The organism is Mesorhizobium sp. NZP2077 (genome assembly GCF_013170805.1).
In the GTDB taxonomy this organism is placed as follows: domain Bacteria; phylum Pseudomonadota; class Alphaproteobacteria; order Rhizobiales; family Rhizobiaceae; genus Mesorhizobium.
The window spans coordinates 2,550,732-2,566,642 of the sequence record NZ_CP051293.1; the positions used below are offsets into that span (position 1 = coordinate 2,550,732).

Here is a 15,911-nt window from a genome sequence, read left to right on the forward strand (position 1 = left end):
GATGCCTGCCTGTCGTGGTCAGGCGCCGCGTGCGTTGTCCGTCGCCACCTGGGTCGGCGATCCATTGAGGCGCGGCACCACGACGAGGCGGGTGACCTTGCCCTTCTTGAAGGCGGCGAGGAAGCGGGCGTAGTCGCGGAAGACGACGCAGCCATTGGACTCGGCGCGGCCGCCGCGCAGCATGTAGGTGTGGGCGAGCAGGCCGTTGCGGTTGTACTTGTTACCGCCACCGACGGGGGTGAGGCGCAGGGCCTCGACGCCATGGAAGCGCGATTCACGCAGCGACAGATTGTAGGTGTTGGGCGGCGTCGGCCCACGATCCTTCACGTGGACATAGCGCGGCTGATCGACCATGGCGCCGAGGCCGGAATGCGCCTCGAGCCGCTGGCCGTCCGGCATGTAGACGGTCTTGGCGCTGATGTCATAGACGGCGACGCCGTGGCCGGCGCCGCTTCCGGGGCTCGGTCCGTTGAAAAGGTTCCTGAAGGCCTGGCCAAGACCGCCCGAAGGCGTATCCGGCTTGGCATAGGCCAGCACATCGCCGCCGCCGCGGCCCTGCCGCGTCGGTTGCCTGGCTTGCTGGACCGGCTTTGCCTGTGGCGCTGGCTTCTGCTGCACGATCTTGGGCTGTTGAGCCGGCTTGTCGTGCTCCACGGCCTTGGGTTGCGGCGCGTCATATTGCGGGCGGCGCGTCGGCAGCGGCACGTCGTCGGTCAGCGCATCCGGCAGCGCGGCGGCGTCGCCGGGCTGTTGCTGCTCGGTTTCGACAGGCGCAACCGCGACATCGGCCGAGGATTCGGTCACCGGCAGCGGCGAGGCGAAGGCCTCGTCCTCGACCGGCATCGACTCGACGAGGGCCAGCGCCAGCTGCGTGTTGTCAGGCGTCTGCGATTGGGCAAAGCCCTGCGGGGCCGGCGCGGTCTGGACCACAGTATCGGCGCGGGCGAAGCGTTCCGCCGCGGGAGCCGGCATGCCATCCGACAGGCTGGCCATCACCTGGACGGACGGCACCACCGATGCCTCGGTGATCTGCGCGCCGATGCTGGAAATCACCGGGCGGGCGTCGGCCACGGCAACAGGCCTGCCGGCGCCGGCAAAGGCAGCGGCAAGCTTGGTCGGCGACAGCGACGCCTCCATGCGTTCGAAGCGCTCCTGCGCTTTCGACTTTAGGATTGGCTGTTCGGGCTTCGCATGTGCAACGAGGCGCGCTGATTTTTCCGCCAGCGGGCTCACACTGGCCAGCTTGAAGCAGCTGGCGCCGCATTGCACGGCATGGTCATGCAGCGCCTGTGCGCCGCCATGGGCATTGGCCAGCACGAATGGCGCCGAGGATCTGAGGAAATGCTGCTTCAGCGGATCGGCCATCGCCAGCGAGCCCGGCATGGCGAGCGTCTGCGGCAGGCCGCCGCCCGACGTTGCCGACAGCGAAGCGCCGACGGAGCTGAGGCCAGCCATTGTGCCGATCAGCCAGAGGCCGACAGCGGCGCTCGCACCGGGTACCGCGACCCAGCGGACGATCCGTTTCGGATTGAAGGAAGGGGCACGCTGCGCATCGACGAACTCGCCGCCTTCGCGTTGGTCCCAGATTATTTTGTGTTTACTCGACAACGCCATGCAACCAATCTTGCTCCAATCGGTTTTCCCCGTACGTGGCCTTGTCAGCCGCGACGACCATTCTGCGAGTGATCCCAGGTGGTCCCCGACGCGTTTGCCGCGCCTGTCGTTGGTTGCCGATTGCTTCAAAATATGGACAAAGTTGGTTAACCAATCCCTCTCAAAACCAACCGAGAGACGTGGACTTTGTGCCAAAAAAGGCTCGTCCACGATCATGCACGCGGTATTTCAGCCCTTCCGAGGCAAGTTTGCTGCCTGCTTTTGACGGCCGAGTCAAGCAAAACGGCCCTTGCTAATTTAAGACAGAGGCGCTTCAGCAGGCCCTGCGGCAATGCGGCGCGCCATTCCACAGTGCCGAAAAAGCCGATGGCCTCGCAAAAACTGTTGCCCGTTTGCAACATTTTCCCGGCCCGGACGCCGACCTGCCGACGGCCATTGACTCGTTTTGGGAGGCGGTGCAATCCCGTTGAAGGGCTTGGTTTTGGGGTGGCAAAGGGCACTTTTGGAGGCTTTTCCATGAAGCGTCGGGATTTCTTGACGCTGTCGGCGGGTGCGGCGGCGTTCTCCATTCTTCCAGCCAGCGTCAGGGCTGCCTTGCCGGTGGCCTATGACCGCAACGCCGAAGTGCCGTTCAAGGACAAAAAGTCGTTCATCGACTGGATGGTGGCCAATCGCGGCGAGGATCCGAAGTTTTTGGCCGAGCGATTCGATCGCTTCCAGATCATGGTCTACAACAAGGATGTGCTGGACGACCGCAACAAACGCGCCTTCCTTTCGACGCCGCGCGAAGAATTCGTCCTGCCGCAGAATCTGGGGCGCGCCTACGACCACGCCTTCCTCGACATCGGCTATGGCGTGACCATTTCCGGCCCGCATCTGGTCGGACGCATGACGACGGCCATCGACGTGCAGTTCGGCGAAGCGGTGCTCGAGGTCGGCACCGGTTCGGGCTACCAGTCGGCGTATCTCGCCAACCTCACCGACAAGGTCCACACGATCGAGATCATCAATCCGCTGGCGCAGCGCACGCGCCGCACCTATGACGCGCTGATCGATCGGGGCTACAGCGTGTTCGGCTCGGTCACCAGCCGCAACGCCGACGGCTATTATGGCTGGGAAAGCGTCGGCCCGTTCGACAAGATCATCGTCACCTGCGGCATCGACCACATACCGCCGTCGCTGCTGCAACAGCTCAAGCCCAATGGCGTCATGGTCATTCCGGTCGGCCCGCCGGGCGCCCAGCACGTGCTCAAGGTGATCAAGCAGCAGCTCGCCGACGGCACGTTCAACATCGTCCGCTCGGACATCTACAATGGCAAGGTGGTGCCGTTCGTGCCGTTCACCAAGCTGGAAGGCGACCAGATCGTCGGTACGCACAACGGTTGAGTTGCCGCATCATGGGGCCCGAATGACGGCTGTCGTATCGACCTCTCGACCAAGCATCGCCTCGCTGGAGGCGCCGCGGTTAACGCACTATCTCGCGGTCGGGCTGATCGCTGGCACCATCATCGCGTTGCAGATCGCGGCGATGCGGGTGTTCGCGGTCGGCAGCTGGTCGCATTTCGGCTCGCTGGTGGTCAGCCTCGCCATGCTTGGCTTCTCGCTGTCCAGCGTCGTCATCTTCGCCGGCAAGGGCTGGTTCGATCGCCACTGGCAAGGTGCTGCCACCGGAGCCCTGATGCTGATCGGCCCGCTTGCCGTCGGCGCCAACCTCGTCGCCCAGACGGTGCCGTTCAACGCCATCTTCCTGGTCTCCGATCCCGCGCAGAAATGGCGGCTGCTCGCCAATTTCCTACTCTATCTCCTGCCGTTCCTGGCCGGTGCATTCTTCCTCGGCATCGTCTTCCTAAAGAGCCGCACCGCCTTCGGTCGCGTCTATTTCGCCGATCTTACCGGCTCTGGGCTCGCCGGCCTCGTCGTGCTGGTGTCGCTCTATCTGTTCGCGCCGGAAACCATCATCGTCGTGCCGCTGCTGCTGTGGGCGGCCGGTTCGCTGCTGTGGTTCTTCGCATTCGGCGCCTGGAAAAGCGTTGTCGCAGGGGTTGTCGTGGCGGCGCTGTCGATATCAGGCTACCTCATGCTGCCAGGCTGGCTCGGCATACCCGACATTGCCGTGTCGCAGTACAAGGGCGTCGCCTACGCCCGCAACTTTCCGGATGGCAAGCGCATCTACCGCAGCGTCTCGCCGTTCGGCGATCTGCAGGTCTATGCCAGCTCCTACATGCATTTCGCGCCGGGCCTGAGCGACAATGCCGCCTTCGGCATGCCCGAAGTGCCGGCCAACACCTATGTCGGCATGTATCGCGACGGCGACGGGCCGGAAGGCATCATGCGCAACCTGGCACCGGCCGAGCAGGTCTACTTCCGCTATCTGCCGATGCACTATCCCTATGTCATCAAGGAGAAGCCGAAGACCTTCGTCGTGCAGTTCGGCGGCGGCATCTCCACGCAGGCCGCGCTCAATGCCGGTTCGACCTCGGTGACCGTCGCCGAGAGCAACCCGATGACGTTGCGGGCATTTCGCGATCCGATCCTTAGGGATGTCACCGGCGATATACTGGCCGAACCGCGGCTCAAGGTCATCGACTATGACGGGCGCCTGTTCCTCGCCAACACGACGGAGCGCTACGACGTCATCGACCTCAGCCTCGCCGACAGCGTCGGCCTGTCCAATCCGGGCGGCTTCGCCATCTCGGAGAAGTATGCTTACACGCATGAGGCGATGCTGAGCTACATGCATGCGCTGGCCGATGGCGGCGTGCTGTCGGTGACCTTGTGGAACAAGGAAGAGCCGCCGAAATCGGTGCTGAAGCTCTATGCGACCCTCGCCGAGGCGGCCAAAACCTTTGACCCGCAAGGTGCCGCCAACGACATCTTCGCCGTGTCGAGCTATCTCTCGACGACGACGGTGCTGTTCAAGCGCGGCGGTTTCAGCGAGGCCGAAATCAAGACGCTGCGCGACTACACCAAGTCGATGTCCTGGGAGGAAGTCTATTATCCAGGAATGGTTTATGACGGTTCGGGCGCGCAAAAGGTGCTCGATGATTACCGCGCCTCGATCTTCGGCAGCGGACAGGATGCGACGCTGACCCAGCCGGCCGCCGATGCGCCTGCCGACCCGACCGCGCCTGGGAATCCCGACTGCGACCCGACGGCACCTGCCGATCCGACGCTGGACACCTGTGCGGGCGCCGGCGGCGATGCCGACCCGCAAGTGTTGCCGGCGACGGAACTGCAGCGCATGACCTGGCACGCGCTTTTGACCGGCGGTTGGGAAAAACTCGCTGGCGACTATGTCTTCGACGCGCGGGCGCTGAGCAACGACCAGCCCTATTTCGCCGCCTATGTGAAGGTCGCCGACCTGCCGCGCACGCTCGACCGGCTCGACCTGTTCCAGGACGATTGGGGCTATCTCTTGATCTGGGCGACGCTCGGCATCGCCTGCATCACCGCGGCGTCGCTGGTGCTGCTGCCGGTCCTCTTCGGCTGGCGCATCGTGTTCTCGCGCTCGCGCGGCAAGCTCGGCACCATCCTCTATTTCGCCTGTCTCGGCCTCGGCTACATCATGGTCGAGGTCGGGCTGATCAGCCGCTTCACCGTGGCGCTCGCCAATCCGACCGTGTCGGCCTCGGTGCTGATTTCGTCGATGCTGGTGTTTTCGGGCCTCGGCAGCCTGTTTGCCGAGCGCATCTTCGACCGCGCCAGGGCGTTGCTGCCGGTCGTGCTTCTGGCGATCTGCGCGCTGCTGCTCGCCTATGGCTTCTATCTGTCGCCGGTGCTCGACTGGATCGGCGCCTATCCCTATGCCGTGCGTTTGCTGCTCTGCTTCCTGCTGGTGTCGCCGCCCGCCTTCCTGATGGGCATGCCGATGGCCACCGCCATGACCTGGCTGGCGCGGCTCGGCAAGGAGCATCTGTTCGTCTGGGCCTGGGGCATCAATGGCTGCTTCTCCGTCATCGGTTCGGCCGCCGTGCCAATCGTCGCCACCAGTTTCGGGCTGAGCGCCGTGCTGCAATGGTCGGCGATCGCCTATCTCGTCGCCATTCCGGCCTTCTTCGCCGTGCTGTTGCCGTCGAAGGCGCCGGCTGTGCGGCTGGTGCCAGCCTGATGCCGGACCGGCGCGCCATCGTTGCTGGATTGCTGGCCACGGCGGCGTTTCCGGTGGCAAGCCAGGGGGCGCGCTTGCACAAGGCCATCTCGACCATCGTGCCGTTCAAGGCGTCTCCCTTTCCCTATCGGGGCAAGCTGCCCGATGGTTCCGCGCCGTTCCTCGACGTCACGGCGGCGGATGGAAGGCGCGGCCACACCTCGCCGCGCGGCGGCATCTATTGGGAAGATGAGACCTATTCCGACCGCTCAACATTGCTGGCGGTGCCGAAAGGCTTCGATCCGGCCAAGCCGGCGGTTATCGTCGTGTTCTTCCACGGCAATGGCGCCACGCTGCAGCGCGACGTGGTCGACCGCCAGCGCGTCGTCGCCCAGGTCGAGGCCTCTGGCCTCAACGCCGTTCTGGTGGCGCCGCAATTCGCCAGCAATGCGCAGGATTCCAGCGCCGGCAATTTCTGGACGCCGGGCTATTTTGCCGGATTCGTGGCTGAGGCGGCTCAAGGATTGGCCAAACTCACTGGCGCCAAGGCGGCAAAGTTCGACGCCATGCCGGTTGTGCTGGTCGCCTACAGCGGCGGCTACAATCCTGCAGCCTCTATTCTCAAGAACGGTGACGTCGGCGGCCGCGTGCTCGGCATCATCCTGCTCGACGCGGTGTTTGACGAGGCCGACATTTTCGCCAGCTGGATCGCGCAGCACCGGAAGAGTTTCCTCGTCAGCGCCTATGGCAAATCCTCGGCCTCCGGCAATGCCGAGATCAGGCAGTTGCTGGTCAGCCAGGGCATCGCGCCCAGTTCGGATCCGCCGCGCCGCCTCGAAGCCGGCACTGTCGCCTTCCTCGCCTCGGATGCCGCTCACGATACGTTCGTCACCCGGGCGTTCGTCGGCAACCCGCTGCAGTGGTTGCTGGGCAGGCTGCATGGGTTCTCGCGTTAGAATATGTTTGCATTTGCGCGATTGATGGGCAGCATCCTACGCTAGATTGTTTGCGTACGAGAAAACTCACGAGGCTGAGTGATGGTTGCGGTGGTCGGAGATCGAACGTCCTTTGCGATCGAAAGTGCAATCACGCAGGCATTTCCCAACATTGCGCAACGCGCGTTGGGATACTTCGTCATTCACATCCGAGGAAAGGCGTATGGCGTCCAGAAGCCTGGTGCCTCGATGTTGGGCTGCTCCTTCGAGGCGGTAAATGATCGACTGCGGCGACGCGGAACGCATCAAGTTCCGTTTCTATCGACCATCGACGCGCCGCTGATTGCCGAGGCGTACCTTGATGCCTGGTACAGGCAAACCGCTCGTGTTGATTATTTCGGGCTGCCGGCCGCTGATTTCACCGAAATTCTCCATGGAAACGCGATCGTATGGGCTCCGGATGGTGATGAGTCATTCGATGACGGAAGCCATATTCTCCAATTCGACGTCGGCCACCAGGTTCGCCTCATCGCTTCCGCACATGCGGAATCTCCCGAGGATGTCGGCGGCACGGTTGTGGAGAAATGGCTCGACGACGAGGTTTTCTACAGCGTTCTCTCTCGTTGGAGCGAGCAGTTCGCTGCTGAGTGGGCGAATAAATCAAATGAGAATAGTGCCTCCTCGGTATCGAACTGATTGATGGAACGTCGCGTTGACCTGACACGGATTCACCGAGGCAAGGCGCGATCAACTCCGATATCGGCAATGGCAGCCAGTTCGGCGGCAACCGCCGCGGCGCTGCGTGCCTTTGGACCGTGTTCAGGCCAGACGAGACGGCGCTTGATGGTCAGTGCCGGCACGTCGCGGGCGATCTCGACGAGATGGCCGGGTTCGAGGTGGCGCCGCAGCACCAGTTCGCTTGCCAGCAAAGCGCCCATGCCGGTGATCGCCGCCTGTGCCGCGACGATGGTCAGGCCGAAGCGTGGACCCTGGTCGATGCCTTTCGGCTGGCGGCCGGCGGCAGCGAACCAGTCGCGCCATGCGGGATAGACGTCGTCGCCCATCGTCGGATCGATGTGCAGCAGCGGCATGCTGTCCAGCACCTCGGCCGCATCGGGCCTGCCATGGCCGCGAACCAAAGCGGGCGCACAGGCCGGGATCATCCGTTCGGTGAACAGGTCGAGCGAGGCGAGGTCGGGGGCGGCACCCCTGCGATAACTGATGGCGAGGTCGACGCCTTCCTCGGCCATGGCGTCGAGCGCGACCGAGGCGACGATGCGGACGTCCAACTTGCCCAGCGCTGTCCGCACCCGGCTGAGCCGGGGCGCCAGCCAAAGCGAGGCGAAGGAGGGATCGGCCGAGATGGTGAAGGTCTCGGCCCGCCGTTCGAAACGCAGCCGGCGCATGCCGGAGGCAAGCGCGTCGAAGCCGCGGTCGATGTCAGGCAAAGCGGCCTCGGCGGCGCGGGTCAGCACAATGCCATTGCCTTCGCGCCGGACCAGCTTGACGCCGAGCCGTTCCTCCAACTGGCGGATCTGGTGGCCGATGGCGCCGGGCGTGACGCGCAGCTCCTCGGCGGCACGCGTCAAGCTGCCGGCCCTGGCGGCGGCCACCAGCGCCCGCAATCCGGAAAGCGGCAAATCCCTCAGCGTCGTCATGGTTTGAATTTACTTCAAAACTTGCAGAAGGGAACTCGTTTGAATACTGGTTTTTCCTTGCCTAGGCTGGTCGAAGAAATTCAACCGTAGGGGACGCCAGATGCTCGACACGCCAAAGCATGCAAGCCAGCCAAGACACGCAGCCTTACAAGCGGCGCCGATCTGCGCCATGCGGACCGCAGGCGCACACGTCGCGGTCGAATTTGCGGACGGCCGCTCGGCAAAACTCTCGACGCGCTGGCTGCGGCTCGCCTGTGAATGCGAGCAATGCGGCGACACCGCCTCGGGCAAGAGATGGCTGACGCCGGCTGATGTCGACAAGGCCATTCATGCCGAAAGTTTCGACGTCTCCACGCCGGGGCAAGTGACCGTTATCTGGCAGGATGGACATGTCTCGCGCTACGACGCGGTCTTGCTCGCCGGCCATGTCGGCGGTTTAGGTCCGGTCCGTTTCCAGCCGCAGCTGTGGGACAGCGACCTCGCCGCACGGCTCGGGCGCTTCGCCTTCGACGCGGTGGTCGCGGATGACGAGGCGCTGTTCCAGTCGCTCAGGGCGTTGCGCGATCACGGCATCGCCATGCTGACCGGCGTTCCGGCCGAGACGGAGGCGACGGCGCGGGTCGCGGGCCGCTACGGACCGATCCGCGAGACCAGCTACGGCAAGGTCTTTGACCTGATCTCGCGGCCGGATGCGCGGGTGGCGGGCGAGACGGCGCGGGCGCAGATCCCGCATACGGACGAGCCGTTTCGCTATGCGCCGCCGGGTTTTATCTTTTTCCATGCTATCCGCACGGGTGCTGGGAGCGGCGGTACCTCGCTGATGGTCGATGGTTTTCATGTCGCCGAGCTGATGCGGAGGCGCACGCCCGAACTGTTCGAGCTGTTGACGCGGCACGGCGTCACCTTCCACCGCGAGCATGAAGGCGAAGTGTTCTTCAGCGCCGAGGCGCATGTCATCAGCCTCGACGCGGCGGGCGCCGTCACCGGCATCCGCTACAATGACCGCTGCCTGGCGCCGCAATGGGCTCCCTTGGACCGGATCGACGGCCTGATCGAGGCGCTGGCCGAACTGACGCGGCTGGTCTGCGACCCGCAGAACCAGTTCCAGCACCAGTTGCAGCCGGGCGAAGTGCTGGTCTTCGACAACCAGCGCGTCCTGCATGGCCGCAGCGCCTTCGACCCGACGCTCGCCGTGCGGCATCTCAGAAGCTGCAATATTGATCGTGACGGCGTGCACAGCGCGTTTCGGTCGCTGGCCAGACGTTTCGCGCCGGGGGAGGCGGAAGCGGTGTTGTATCAAGGAGCGATTTTCTGAGAGCCAAGGGCAGGGTTTCCTCGCCTTCGCTTTGCGCTGCGGCATGCAGCTTGGCGCATGCATTGGCTTATGCTGCGCTGGTCGACCCCCACTCCGTCTCGGCTTCGCCGAGCCACCTGCCGGGGCGAGCCACGGGTCTCGCCCGTCCTTCGGACCCCCCGATCGACGGGGTAGAGGAAAGGCGCCAAGCTCGTCCAGCAAAGCTCCTTTCCTTTCCCTCCGGAGGGGGGAAAGGTGGCGCTGCGAAGCAGCGACGGATTGGGGGAACCACGTGGCAATCAAGCCGCGGGCCGATCAGCGGCTCAGTTGAACCACAGCGCAAACGTCAAAAATCCGCCGCCGCCGAACTCGCGCTGGATCTGGTCGAAATCCTCGCTGGTCAGGATCTTGCCGCTTTCAAGGTAGGGCGCGATGCCAGGGCCGGTGATCGACAGCACCAGGTCGAACGTCTTCGGCTCGTCGAAGAAGCGCTTCATGTTGATGCCTTTGCCGGTGATGCGGAAGTGCGGCAGCAGCGCGCGGCCTTCGAGCAGGTCCTCGGCCATGGTCAAGGCGGCAAGCCAGGCCTGCACCTGTTCCTCGCCGACTTCGAGACCGGTGAGCGGGTTCGCGCCCTTCTGCTGCGGTCCCGGCAATCATTCGCGGTCATTGTCGGTCTCGGCGCGGATCGCCTTCCAGTCCTCGCGCGACAGCCGGATCATTTCGAGCAATTCCTGGCGCGCCGCCTTGCGGCGCTCCGGCTCGATCACCGGCCAGTTGATCATGTGCACCATCGAGATGAAATCGGCGATGCGCCATTCCGAGGAGAAGATGCTCGAGCCCATCTCGCTCGGCGGCGGCACGAGGATGTCCTGCAACGGCAGCTTGGCGCGCGGGAACAGCATGTGGAAGGAGCCGTCAAAGGTGCTCCTGAAATCATGCGCCAGCCAGAAATCGGCCTGCGCCATCAGGAACTCGGCATAGCCCTGCAGCCAGTAGCCGTCGGCGCGGTCGAAGCGGAAGGTCAGCGCGGGTGCGGTATCGCCCTGCGAGATGCTGCCGCGCGACAGCGCGGCCATGATCGCCGCCATGCTTTCATCGGGCGCGATCGTGCCGTCCTCGTTGAGGTCGATGCCGACATGGGTGAGGTCGATGACCATGCCGATATCGGCATCGGCGGGCACCGAGCCCAACGTCGCGGCGGATTTCGCCAGCCGGTCGCGAAAGGCGACCAGTATGGCGCGGAACTCTTCGTAGGTCAGCGGCTCGGGATTGGGATTTGATGGTACCGGCAGCTGCATCAGCGGCAGAATGAAGGATTGCGGGCTTTCGAAGCCATGCCGGTGCAGGCCGCTGGCGAGCAGCTCAAGTGCTGTGAAGAATTCTCCGGCGCCGGCGGCATAGGCCGACGCCGGATCTTTCGATGCGGCGGCCTCCAGCGTCGACAGGGCGCTGTCACGCGCGGCCACGGTCTTCGCCTCGAACAGCGCTGTTGCCGCTTCGGGCATGGCGGCACTGGCGGAAGACCAGGGCATAAGCACAATGAAAGCGGATGCCAGCAGGCTTGCTATTCGTGTCATCGTTTCCCCTCCCATGTATTGTTGCGGGCGACCATACACGAATGTCGGCCTATGCGCTTCAACCCGCCCACTGGACAGTCTAAACAAGGCAAACAATTGGGCGTCGCGTGTCGAACTATCCGCTTTCCTACAAGCTGTCCTGGCTGCCGCGTTTCCTGAAGCCGTCGCTTGACGGCGACGGCAACGGGTTTGCGCCGATGGCGGGGACGTTGATGCAGCCACCACCGGGAAAGACGGTGCGGCTGGCCTTCATCGGCGACATTTCGGCGGTGGCCAACAGCCGTGCGCCGGATTGCGATCCGGCGATCAAGGCGCTGCTCGGCACCGCCGATCTGGTGATCGGCAATTGCGAGAGCCCTGTCGTGGACAGGCCAAGCGCCGTGCTCGGCACGAAGCTCGGCACGCATCATGCGATGAGCGAGCGGTTTCTGGCCGAGGCGCTGGCGGCGGCCGGCATTGCGCGCGAAAAACTCGTGCTGTCGCTGGCCAACAATCATGTGCTCGACCAGGGCGTCGCCGGTTTCGACGACACGGTGGCAGCGCTGAGGCGGCTCGGCATCAGCACTATCGGCCTGGCCGCCAATGGTCCGGTTCAGCCGGTCAAGGTCGGGCCGCTGAATGTCGGCTTCGCGGCCTTCACGCTGTGGCGCAATGCGGATGAAGATTTGTTTGCCGGGCGTGTGTCGATGGACCCGACAGGCTGGCAGCGCGATGGTTTCGATCTTCTCTGCGCCGTGCCGCATTGGGACTGGGAGTTCCGGCATTTTCCACGCACCGGAACAAGGGCATTGGCCCGGCGCCTGGCCGGCCAGGGTGTCGGGCTGATCGCTGGCCATCACGCCCATGTGGTGCAGCCTGTGGAGCGGATCGGCGACGCGGTCATCGCTTACGGGCTCGGCGATTTCCTCGGCACCGCTCTTGCCCGACAGCCATGGCCGGGGCGCATTGGCGGGATTTTCGTTGCCGATGTCAGTGCGGATGCAGGGACGCGTGGTGCGATTGCGTCTTACCGGCTGCATCCCTTTGTGCGGCTGCGCGCCGGCGACTATGAGCGGCTAGTGCCGGTGGAGGGTTTGGGGGGCGCGATGAGGGCAAAGGTCGAGGGGCGATTGAGAGCGGTCTTCCCTTCTTCCCTTGTGGGAGAAGGTGTCGCCGAAGGCGACGGATGAGGGGTGCTCCAGGGAATACCAGCGTCTCACTCCGCTGGAACACCCCTCATCCGTCTCGGCGCTGACGCGCCGATCCACCTTCTCCCACAGGGGGAGAAGGAAGAAGTGCCATCCGTCTGGCGTCGCTCCTGCAAAACCAGCTATCATGAGCATAGTCAGGCGGCGGAGAGATGGCGGTGGAAACAGCGGATTTCATGCCTGATGAGACTGAGATCGCAGCCATCCGGAAGGGCATCGAGGCCTACGAAGCGGCGCGGGCTTCGACGCTGCGGCAGGTGCGCTGGCGGACGCCGTTTTTCGTTGGTTTGGTGCTGGTGGCCGTGGCGCTGATCGCCTGGCTGTTCAACAAGGTCGCCGACCCGCACGAGCAATGGTTTTCGACGCCGCATGTGTTTCTCTACATCATCGGTTTCGTGACGGCGATCCTGCTCTATTTCCGGGCGATCCGGCCGGCGACGCGGCTGCAGCAGTCGTTTCGCGAGACGCTGATGCCGATCATCTTCGGCTTCATCGGGGATATGCGCTACCAGCACGACGTGACGCCGAATTCCTTCGACCGGCTACCGCGCGAGACGGTCGGCGGCGCCAGCATGAGCCGCTTCGACGATATCATATCGGGACGCTATGACGGGTTTGCGTTCGAACTCTATGAAGCGGACCTTTGGGATGGGGCGTCGACCAAGACCAAGGCGACAACCTTCAAGGGCGTCATCGTCGCCTTCGAGGCCATCGAGCCATTCCCGGGAATATTGGTGGCGACGCGGCACACCAATGCGGTCATGGGCTTCTTCCGCGGCATGTTCGCCAGCAAAATGCAGGAACTGTCATCCGGCGTGTCCGAACTCGATGCGGCCTACGAATTCCGCACCGACAATGTCGAGGCGGCGCGGCCGCTGGTGATGGGCCGGCTGGCGCAGGCGCTGAAATGGCTGGGCGAGACCTGGCCGGACGATCCGGCCCGCGTCGCGCTCAATGGCGGCGACGGTTTCCTGCTGTTGCCGCAGGCGAAGGATTTCTTCGAGCTGCCCGAAATATCGGTGCCGCTCGACTATACCAGGCATGTCGCGCCGATGATCTCGGACATGGGCGCCATGCTGGCGACGGCAGCGTTGGTGCGCAAGATCGGGGCGAAGGATTAGCCGAAGCGCTTGGACCATGAAACAAAACGTGTCCGCGACGACTTTTCTGGGCCGTTTCGTGATGCCGCCAAGCTGCAAATGCGGCAGTGGCGTGATGGACGCCAGACAGCACCTAACCGACTCTTTTCATAGCGGAAGTCGTTGATGTGATTGATCGTCGAACTGGCCGATCTTGTCGACCCGCGAACAATGTGTCTGAATTAAGCCTATGATTCTGTTTGCGAAAATTCATCCAACGTGATTTGCGGACAGCAGGCTCTCCGGCCCAGTCTCGGCTCGTTCGGTGCTGTCGCTACCCGGCGGCCCGGAAAACCGAAACAGTACGGAGTACATCCGATGAAAAGAACCCTCGTAACCACCGCCGCTCTGCTCGCCTTCCTCGGTACGGCCTATGCCGCGTCCGTTCAGGGCACCATCCAGGCGGTCGACCCGACGACCAAGTCGATCACACTCGACGACGGCAAGATCTACCAGCTGTCGCCGGAAGCGAATGTCGGCAAACTAAAGGTCGGCGCCAAAGTGGCTGTGACCGTCGATGACAAGACCGGCATGGTGACGTCGATCAAGAAGGCTTCGTAGAGTTCGCCAGCGTTGGAGCTTCTCCCTTCTCCCCGTTTACGGGGAGTTGAGGAGTGCTCCGCGCAGCGGCAGGCGGACGAGGGGGCAGCGCAACCGTGCGAGATTAGCCCTGTGATATCGGAACATCAGCCACCCTGATACCGAAATGGCGCCATGGCTCCGCCACGCGCTCCTATGGTTTTTGCCAAAAAGCCGCGCTATCCCTTGGTCAACGGGGGATATCCATGGCCGAGGACCAAAAAGGCTTCCGCCTGTCGCGCCGGCTGGTGCTCGGTGCGGCGGTGGTCGGCGGCGCGGTGCTGTGGGGCGGAACCACCATGGCGCGGCTGGCGCGCGGGCCTTCGGGGCCGAAGAATGCCGGCCGTATCGCCGATATTGACGGCATTGCCCTGCCGCTGAAACCGATCGCCAGTCCACCGGCCTTCGATCCTTCGCTGCCCTGGTCGGCCAAGGGCGGCGACATCAACGATGCCAGTGGCCTGTCGCGGACGCCGGTCTATGGTGTGGTCGAGGTCAGCGAGGAAGACCATATCGCCAAGGCGCTGGCCTTCGCCCGCGCCAACGGGCTGAAAGTCTCGCTGGCCGCCATGCGCCATTCGATGGGCGGGCACGCCTTCGACGACAATGCGCTGGTGCTCGACCTCAAGAAGTTCAACAAGGTCAGCGTCGATGCGGCGGCCAAGACCATGACGCTGCAGCCAGGCGCGCGCTGGCACGACATCCAGAATATGCTGCATCCGCGTTTCGCGGTGAAGGCGATGCAGTCGACCGACATCTTCTCCGTCGGCGGCTCGCTGTCGGTCAACGCGCATGGCATGGACCATCAGGCGGGCTCGGTGGCGGGCTCGATCCGCTCGATGCGGGTGATGCTGGCCGATGGGTCGGTGACGACTTGCTCGCCGAGCGAGAACACCGAGCTGTTCCGCCACGTCGTCGGCGGCTATGGCCTGTTCGGCGTGGTGCTGGAAGCAACGCTCGACATCGTCGACAACGCCGTCTACCGCACTTCGCGCGAAATCATCAAATCTGACGATTTCCCGAACTTCTTTGCCGAGGTATTGGAGCCGAACAAGGATATCGGCCTGTTCTACGGCCATCTGTCGACGGCGCCGGGCAACTTCCTCGAGGACATGATCGTCTACCGCTACGACAAGGTGGCCGAAGAGCCGCCGGCCGATCAGCCTGATATCGGCGAACCGGGCTCGGTCGGGCTGAAGCGGGTGATCATCAACCTGGCGAAATGGGGCAGCCTGTTCCAGGAGCTGAAGTGGTTCACCGAAAAGACGCTGGAGCCGAAATTCGAAAGCTGCACGGTGGCGCGCACGGCGGCGATGGCGCAAGGCGAGGCCTGTCTCGTCACCCGCAACAATCCGATGCACGATTCGGTGCCGTATCTGTTCAACGACCTGATGGACGAGACCGATATCCTGCACGAATATTTTATTCCACGCCGTGCGTATAATCCATTCATCACGGAGGCTCGCGAGATCCTGCGCAACCAGTCGCTGCCGGTGCTCAACGCCTCGGTGCGCATCGTCCACAAGGAGGATGTGGCGCTGACCTACGCGCCGGAGCCGGCCTATTCGCTGGTGCTCTACATCAACCAGCCGACCGATGCCGACGGCAATGCCAGGATGCGGGCGCTGACGCGGGCATTGATCGACGTGACCATCAAGCATGGCGGGCGTTTCTTCCTGCCCTATCAGCTGCATTATACGGCCAGGGAGTTGCTGGCCTCCTATCCCGAACTGCCGGCTTTCCTCGCCTCAAAGCGGCATCATGACCCAACGGAACTGTTTTCCTCGACCTTCTACCGTGCCATCAAGGCGCTGAGCGGGGTGGCGTAAGCAGGAGAA

At 63.8% G+C, this 15,911-nt stretch carries 11 protein-coding genes and 1 pseudogene; 9 read left to right on the forward strand and 3 right to left on the reverse strand.

Going from position 1 to position 15,911, the window contains the following annotated elements; all coding sequences use genetic code 11:
- Window positions 1-18 precede the first annotated feature (18 nt).
- Complete coding sequence (locus HGP13_RS12500; RefSeq protein WP_172225399.1) at window positions 19-1,614, reverse strand: DUF2778 domain-containing protein; 1,596 nt, start codon at window positions 1,612-1,614, stop codon at window positions 19-21.
- 516 nt (window positions 1,615-2,130) lie between these two features.
- Between HGP13_RS12500 and HGP13_RS12505 the strand changes: the two genes are divergently transcribed.
- The 4 genes from HGP13_RS12505 (at window position 2,131) to HGP13_RS12520 (ending at window position 7,332) form a co-directional block, all read left to right on the forward strand.
- Window positions 2,131-3,000: a protein-L-isoaspartate O-methyltransferase gene (locus HGP13_RS12505; protein WP_172225401.1), complete on the forward strand. Its 870-nt coding sequence runs from the start codon at window positions 2,131-2,133 to the stop codon at window positions 2,998-3,000.
- A 22-nt stretch (window positions 3,001-3,022) separates the two neighbouring features.
- The gene (locus HGP13_RS12510) at window positions 3,023-5,722 is read left to right on the forward strand and encodes a hypothetical protein (protein ID WP_172225403.1); all 2,700 of its coding nucleotides are present in this window, start codon (window positions 3,023-3,025) and stop codon (window positions 5,720-5,722) included.
- Window positions 5,722-6,657: a hypothetical protein gene (locus HGP13_RS12515; protein ID WP_172225405.1), complete on the forward strand. Its 936-nt coding sequence runs from the start codon at window positions 5,722-5,724 to the stop codon at window positions 6,655-6,657. The genes HGP13_RS12510 and HGP13_RS12515 overlap by 1 nt, the downstream gene beginning before the upstream one ends.
- Window positions 6,658-6,738: 81 nt before the next feature.
- Window positions 6,739-7,332, forward strand: a complete 594-nt coding sequence (locus HGP13_RS12520) for an Imm42 family immunity protein (protein WP_172225408.1) — start codon at window positions 6,739-6,741, stop codon at window positions 7,330-7,332.
- 32 nt (window positions 7,333-7,364) lie between these two features.
- Here the strand turns inward: HGP13_RS12520 and HGP13_RS12525 are convergent, their stop codons facing one another.
- Window positions 7,365-8,294 carry a LysR substrate-binding domain-containing protein gene (locus HGP13_RS12525; protein WP_172225411.1) on the reverse strand — a complete coding sequence of 310 codons (930 nt, stop codon included), beginning with the start codon at window positions 8,292-8,294 and terminating at the stop codon, window positions 7,365-7,367.
- 100 nt (window positions 8,295-8,394) lie between these two features.
- Between HGP13_RS12525 and HGP13_RS12530 the strand changes: the two genes are divergently transcribed.
- On the forward strand, window positions 8,395-9,609 hold the full coding sequence (locus HGP13_RS12530) for a TauD/TfdA family dioxygenase (protein WP_172225414.1): 1,215 nt from the start codon (window positions 8,395-8,397) through the stop codon (window positions 9,607-9,609).
- Between the two features lie 302 nt (window positions 9,610-9,911).
- Here HGP13_RS12530 and HGP13_RS12535 read toward each other — a convergent pair.
- A pseudogene (locus HGP13_RS12535) lies at window positions 9,912-11,168 on the reverse strand (hypothetical protein).
- 107 nt (window positions 11,169-11,275) lie between these two features.
- On the opposite strand from HGP13_RS12535, the gene HGP13_RS12540 reads away from it, so the two are divergent.
- The 4 genes from HGP13_RS12540 to HGP13_RS12555 all read left to right on the forward strand — a co-directional run bounded on the left by HGP13_RS12540 (window position 11,276) and on the right by HGP13_RS12555 (window position 15,902).
- Window positions 11,276-12,337 (forward strand): CapA family protein, encoded by a 1,062-nt coding sequence (locus HGP13_RS12540; protein ID WP_172225459.1) that lies wholly within the window; start codon window positions 11,276-11,278, stop codon window positions 12,335-12,337.
- A gap of 194 nt (window positions 12,338-12,531) precedes the next feature.
- Window positions 12,532-13,476 carry a hypothetical protein gene (locus HGP13_RS12545; protein WP_246707345.1) on the forward strand — a complete coding sequence of 315 codons (945 nt, stop codon included), beginning with the start codon at window positions 12,532-12,534 and terminating at the stop codon, window positions 13,474-13,476.
- A gap of 336 nt (window positions 13,477-13,812) precedes the next feature.
- Complete coding sequence (locus HGP13_RS12550; RefSeq protein ID WP_027030598.1) at window positions 13,813-14,055, forward strand: DUF1344 domain-containing protein; 243 nt, start codon at window positions 13,813-13,815, stop codon at window positions 14,053-14,055.
- Window positions 14,056-14,279: 224 nt separating this feature from the next.
- Window positions 14,280-15,902, forward strand: coding sequence for an FAD-binding oxidoreductase (locus tag HGP13_RS12555; RefSeq protein ID WP_172225465.1), 1,623 nt, complete (start codon window positions 14,280-14,282; stop codon window positions 15,900-15,902).
- Window positions 15,903-15,911 lie beyond the last annotated feature (9 nt).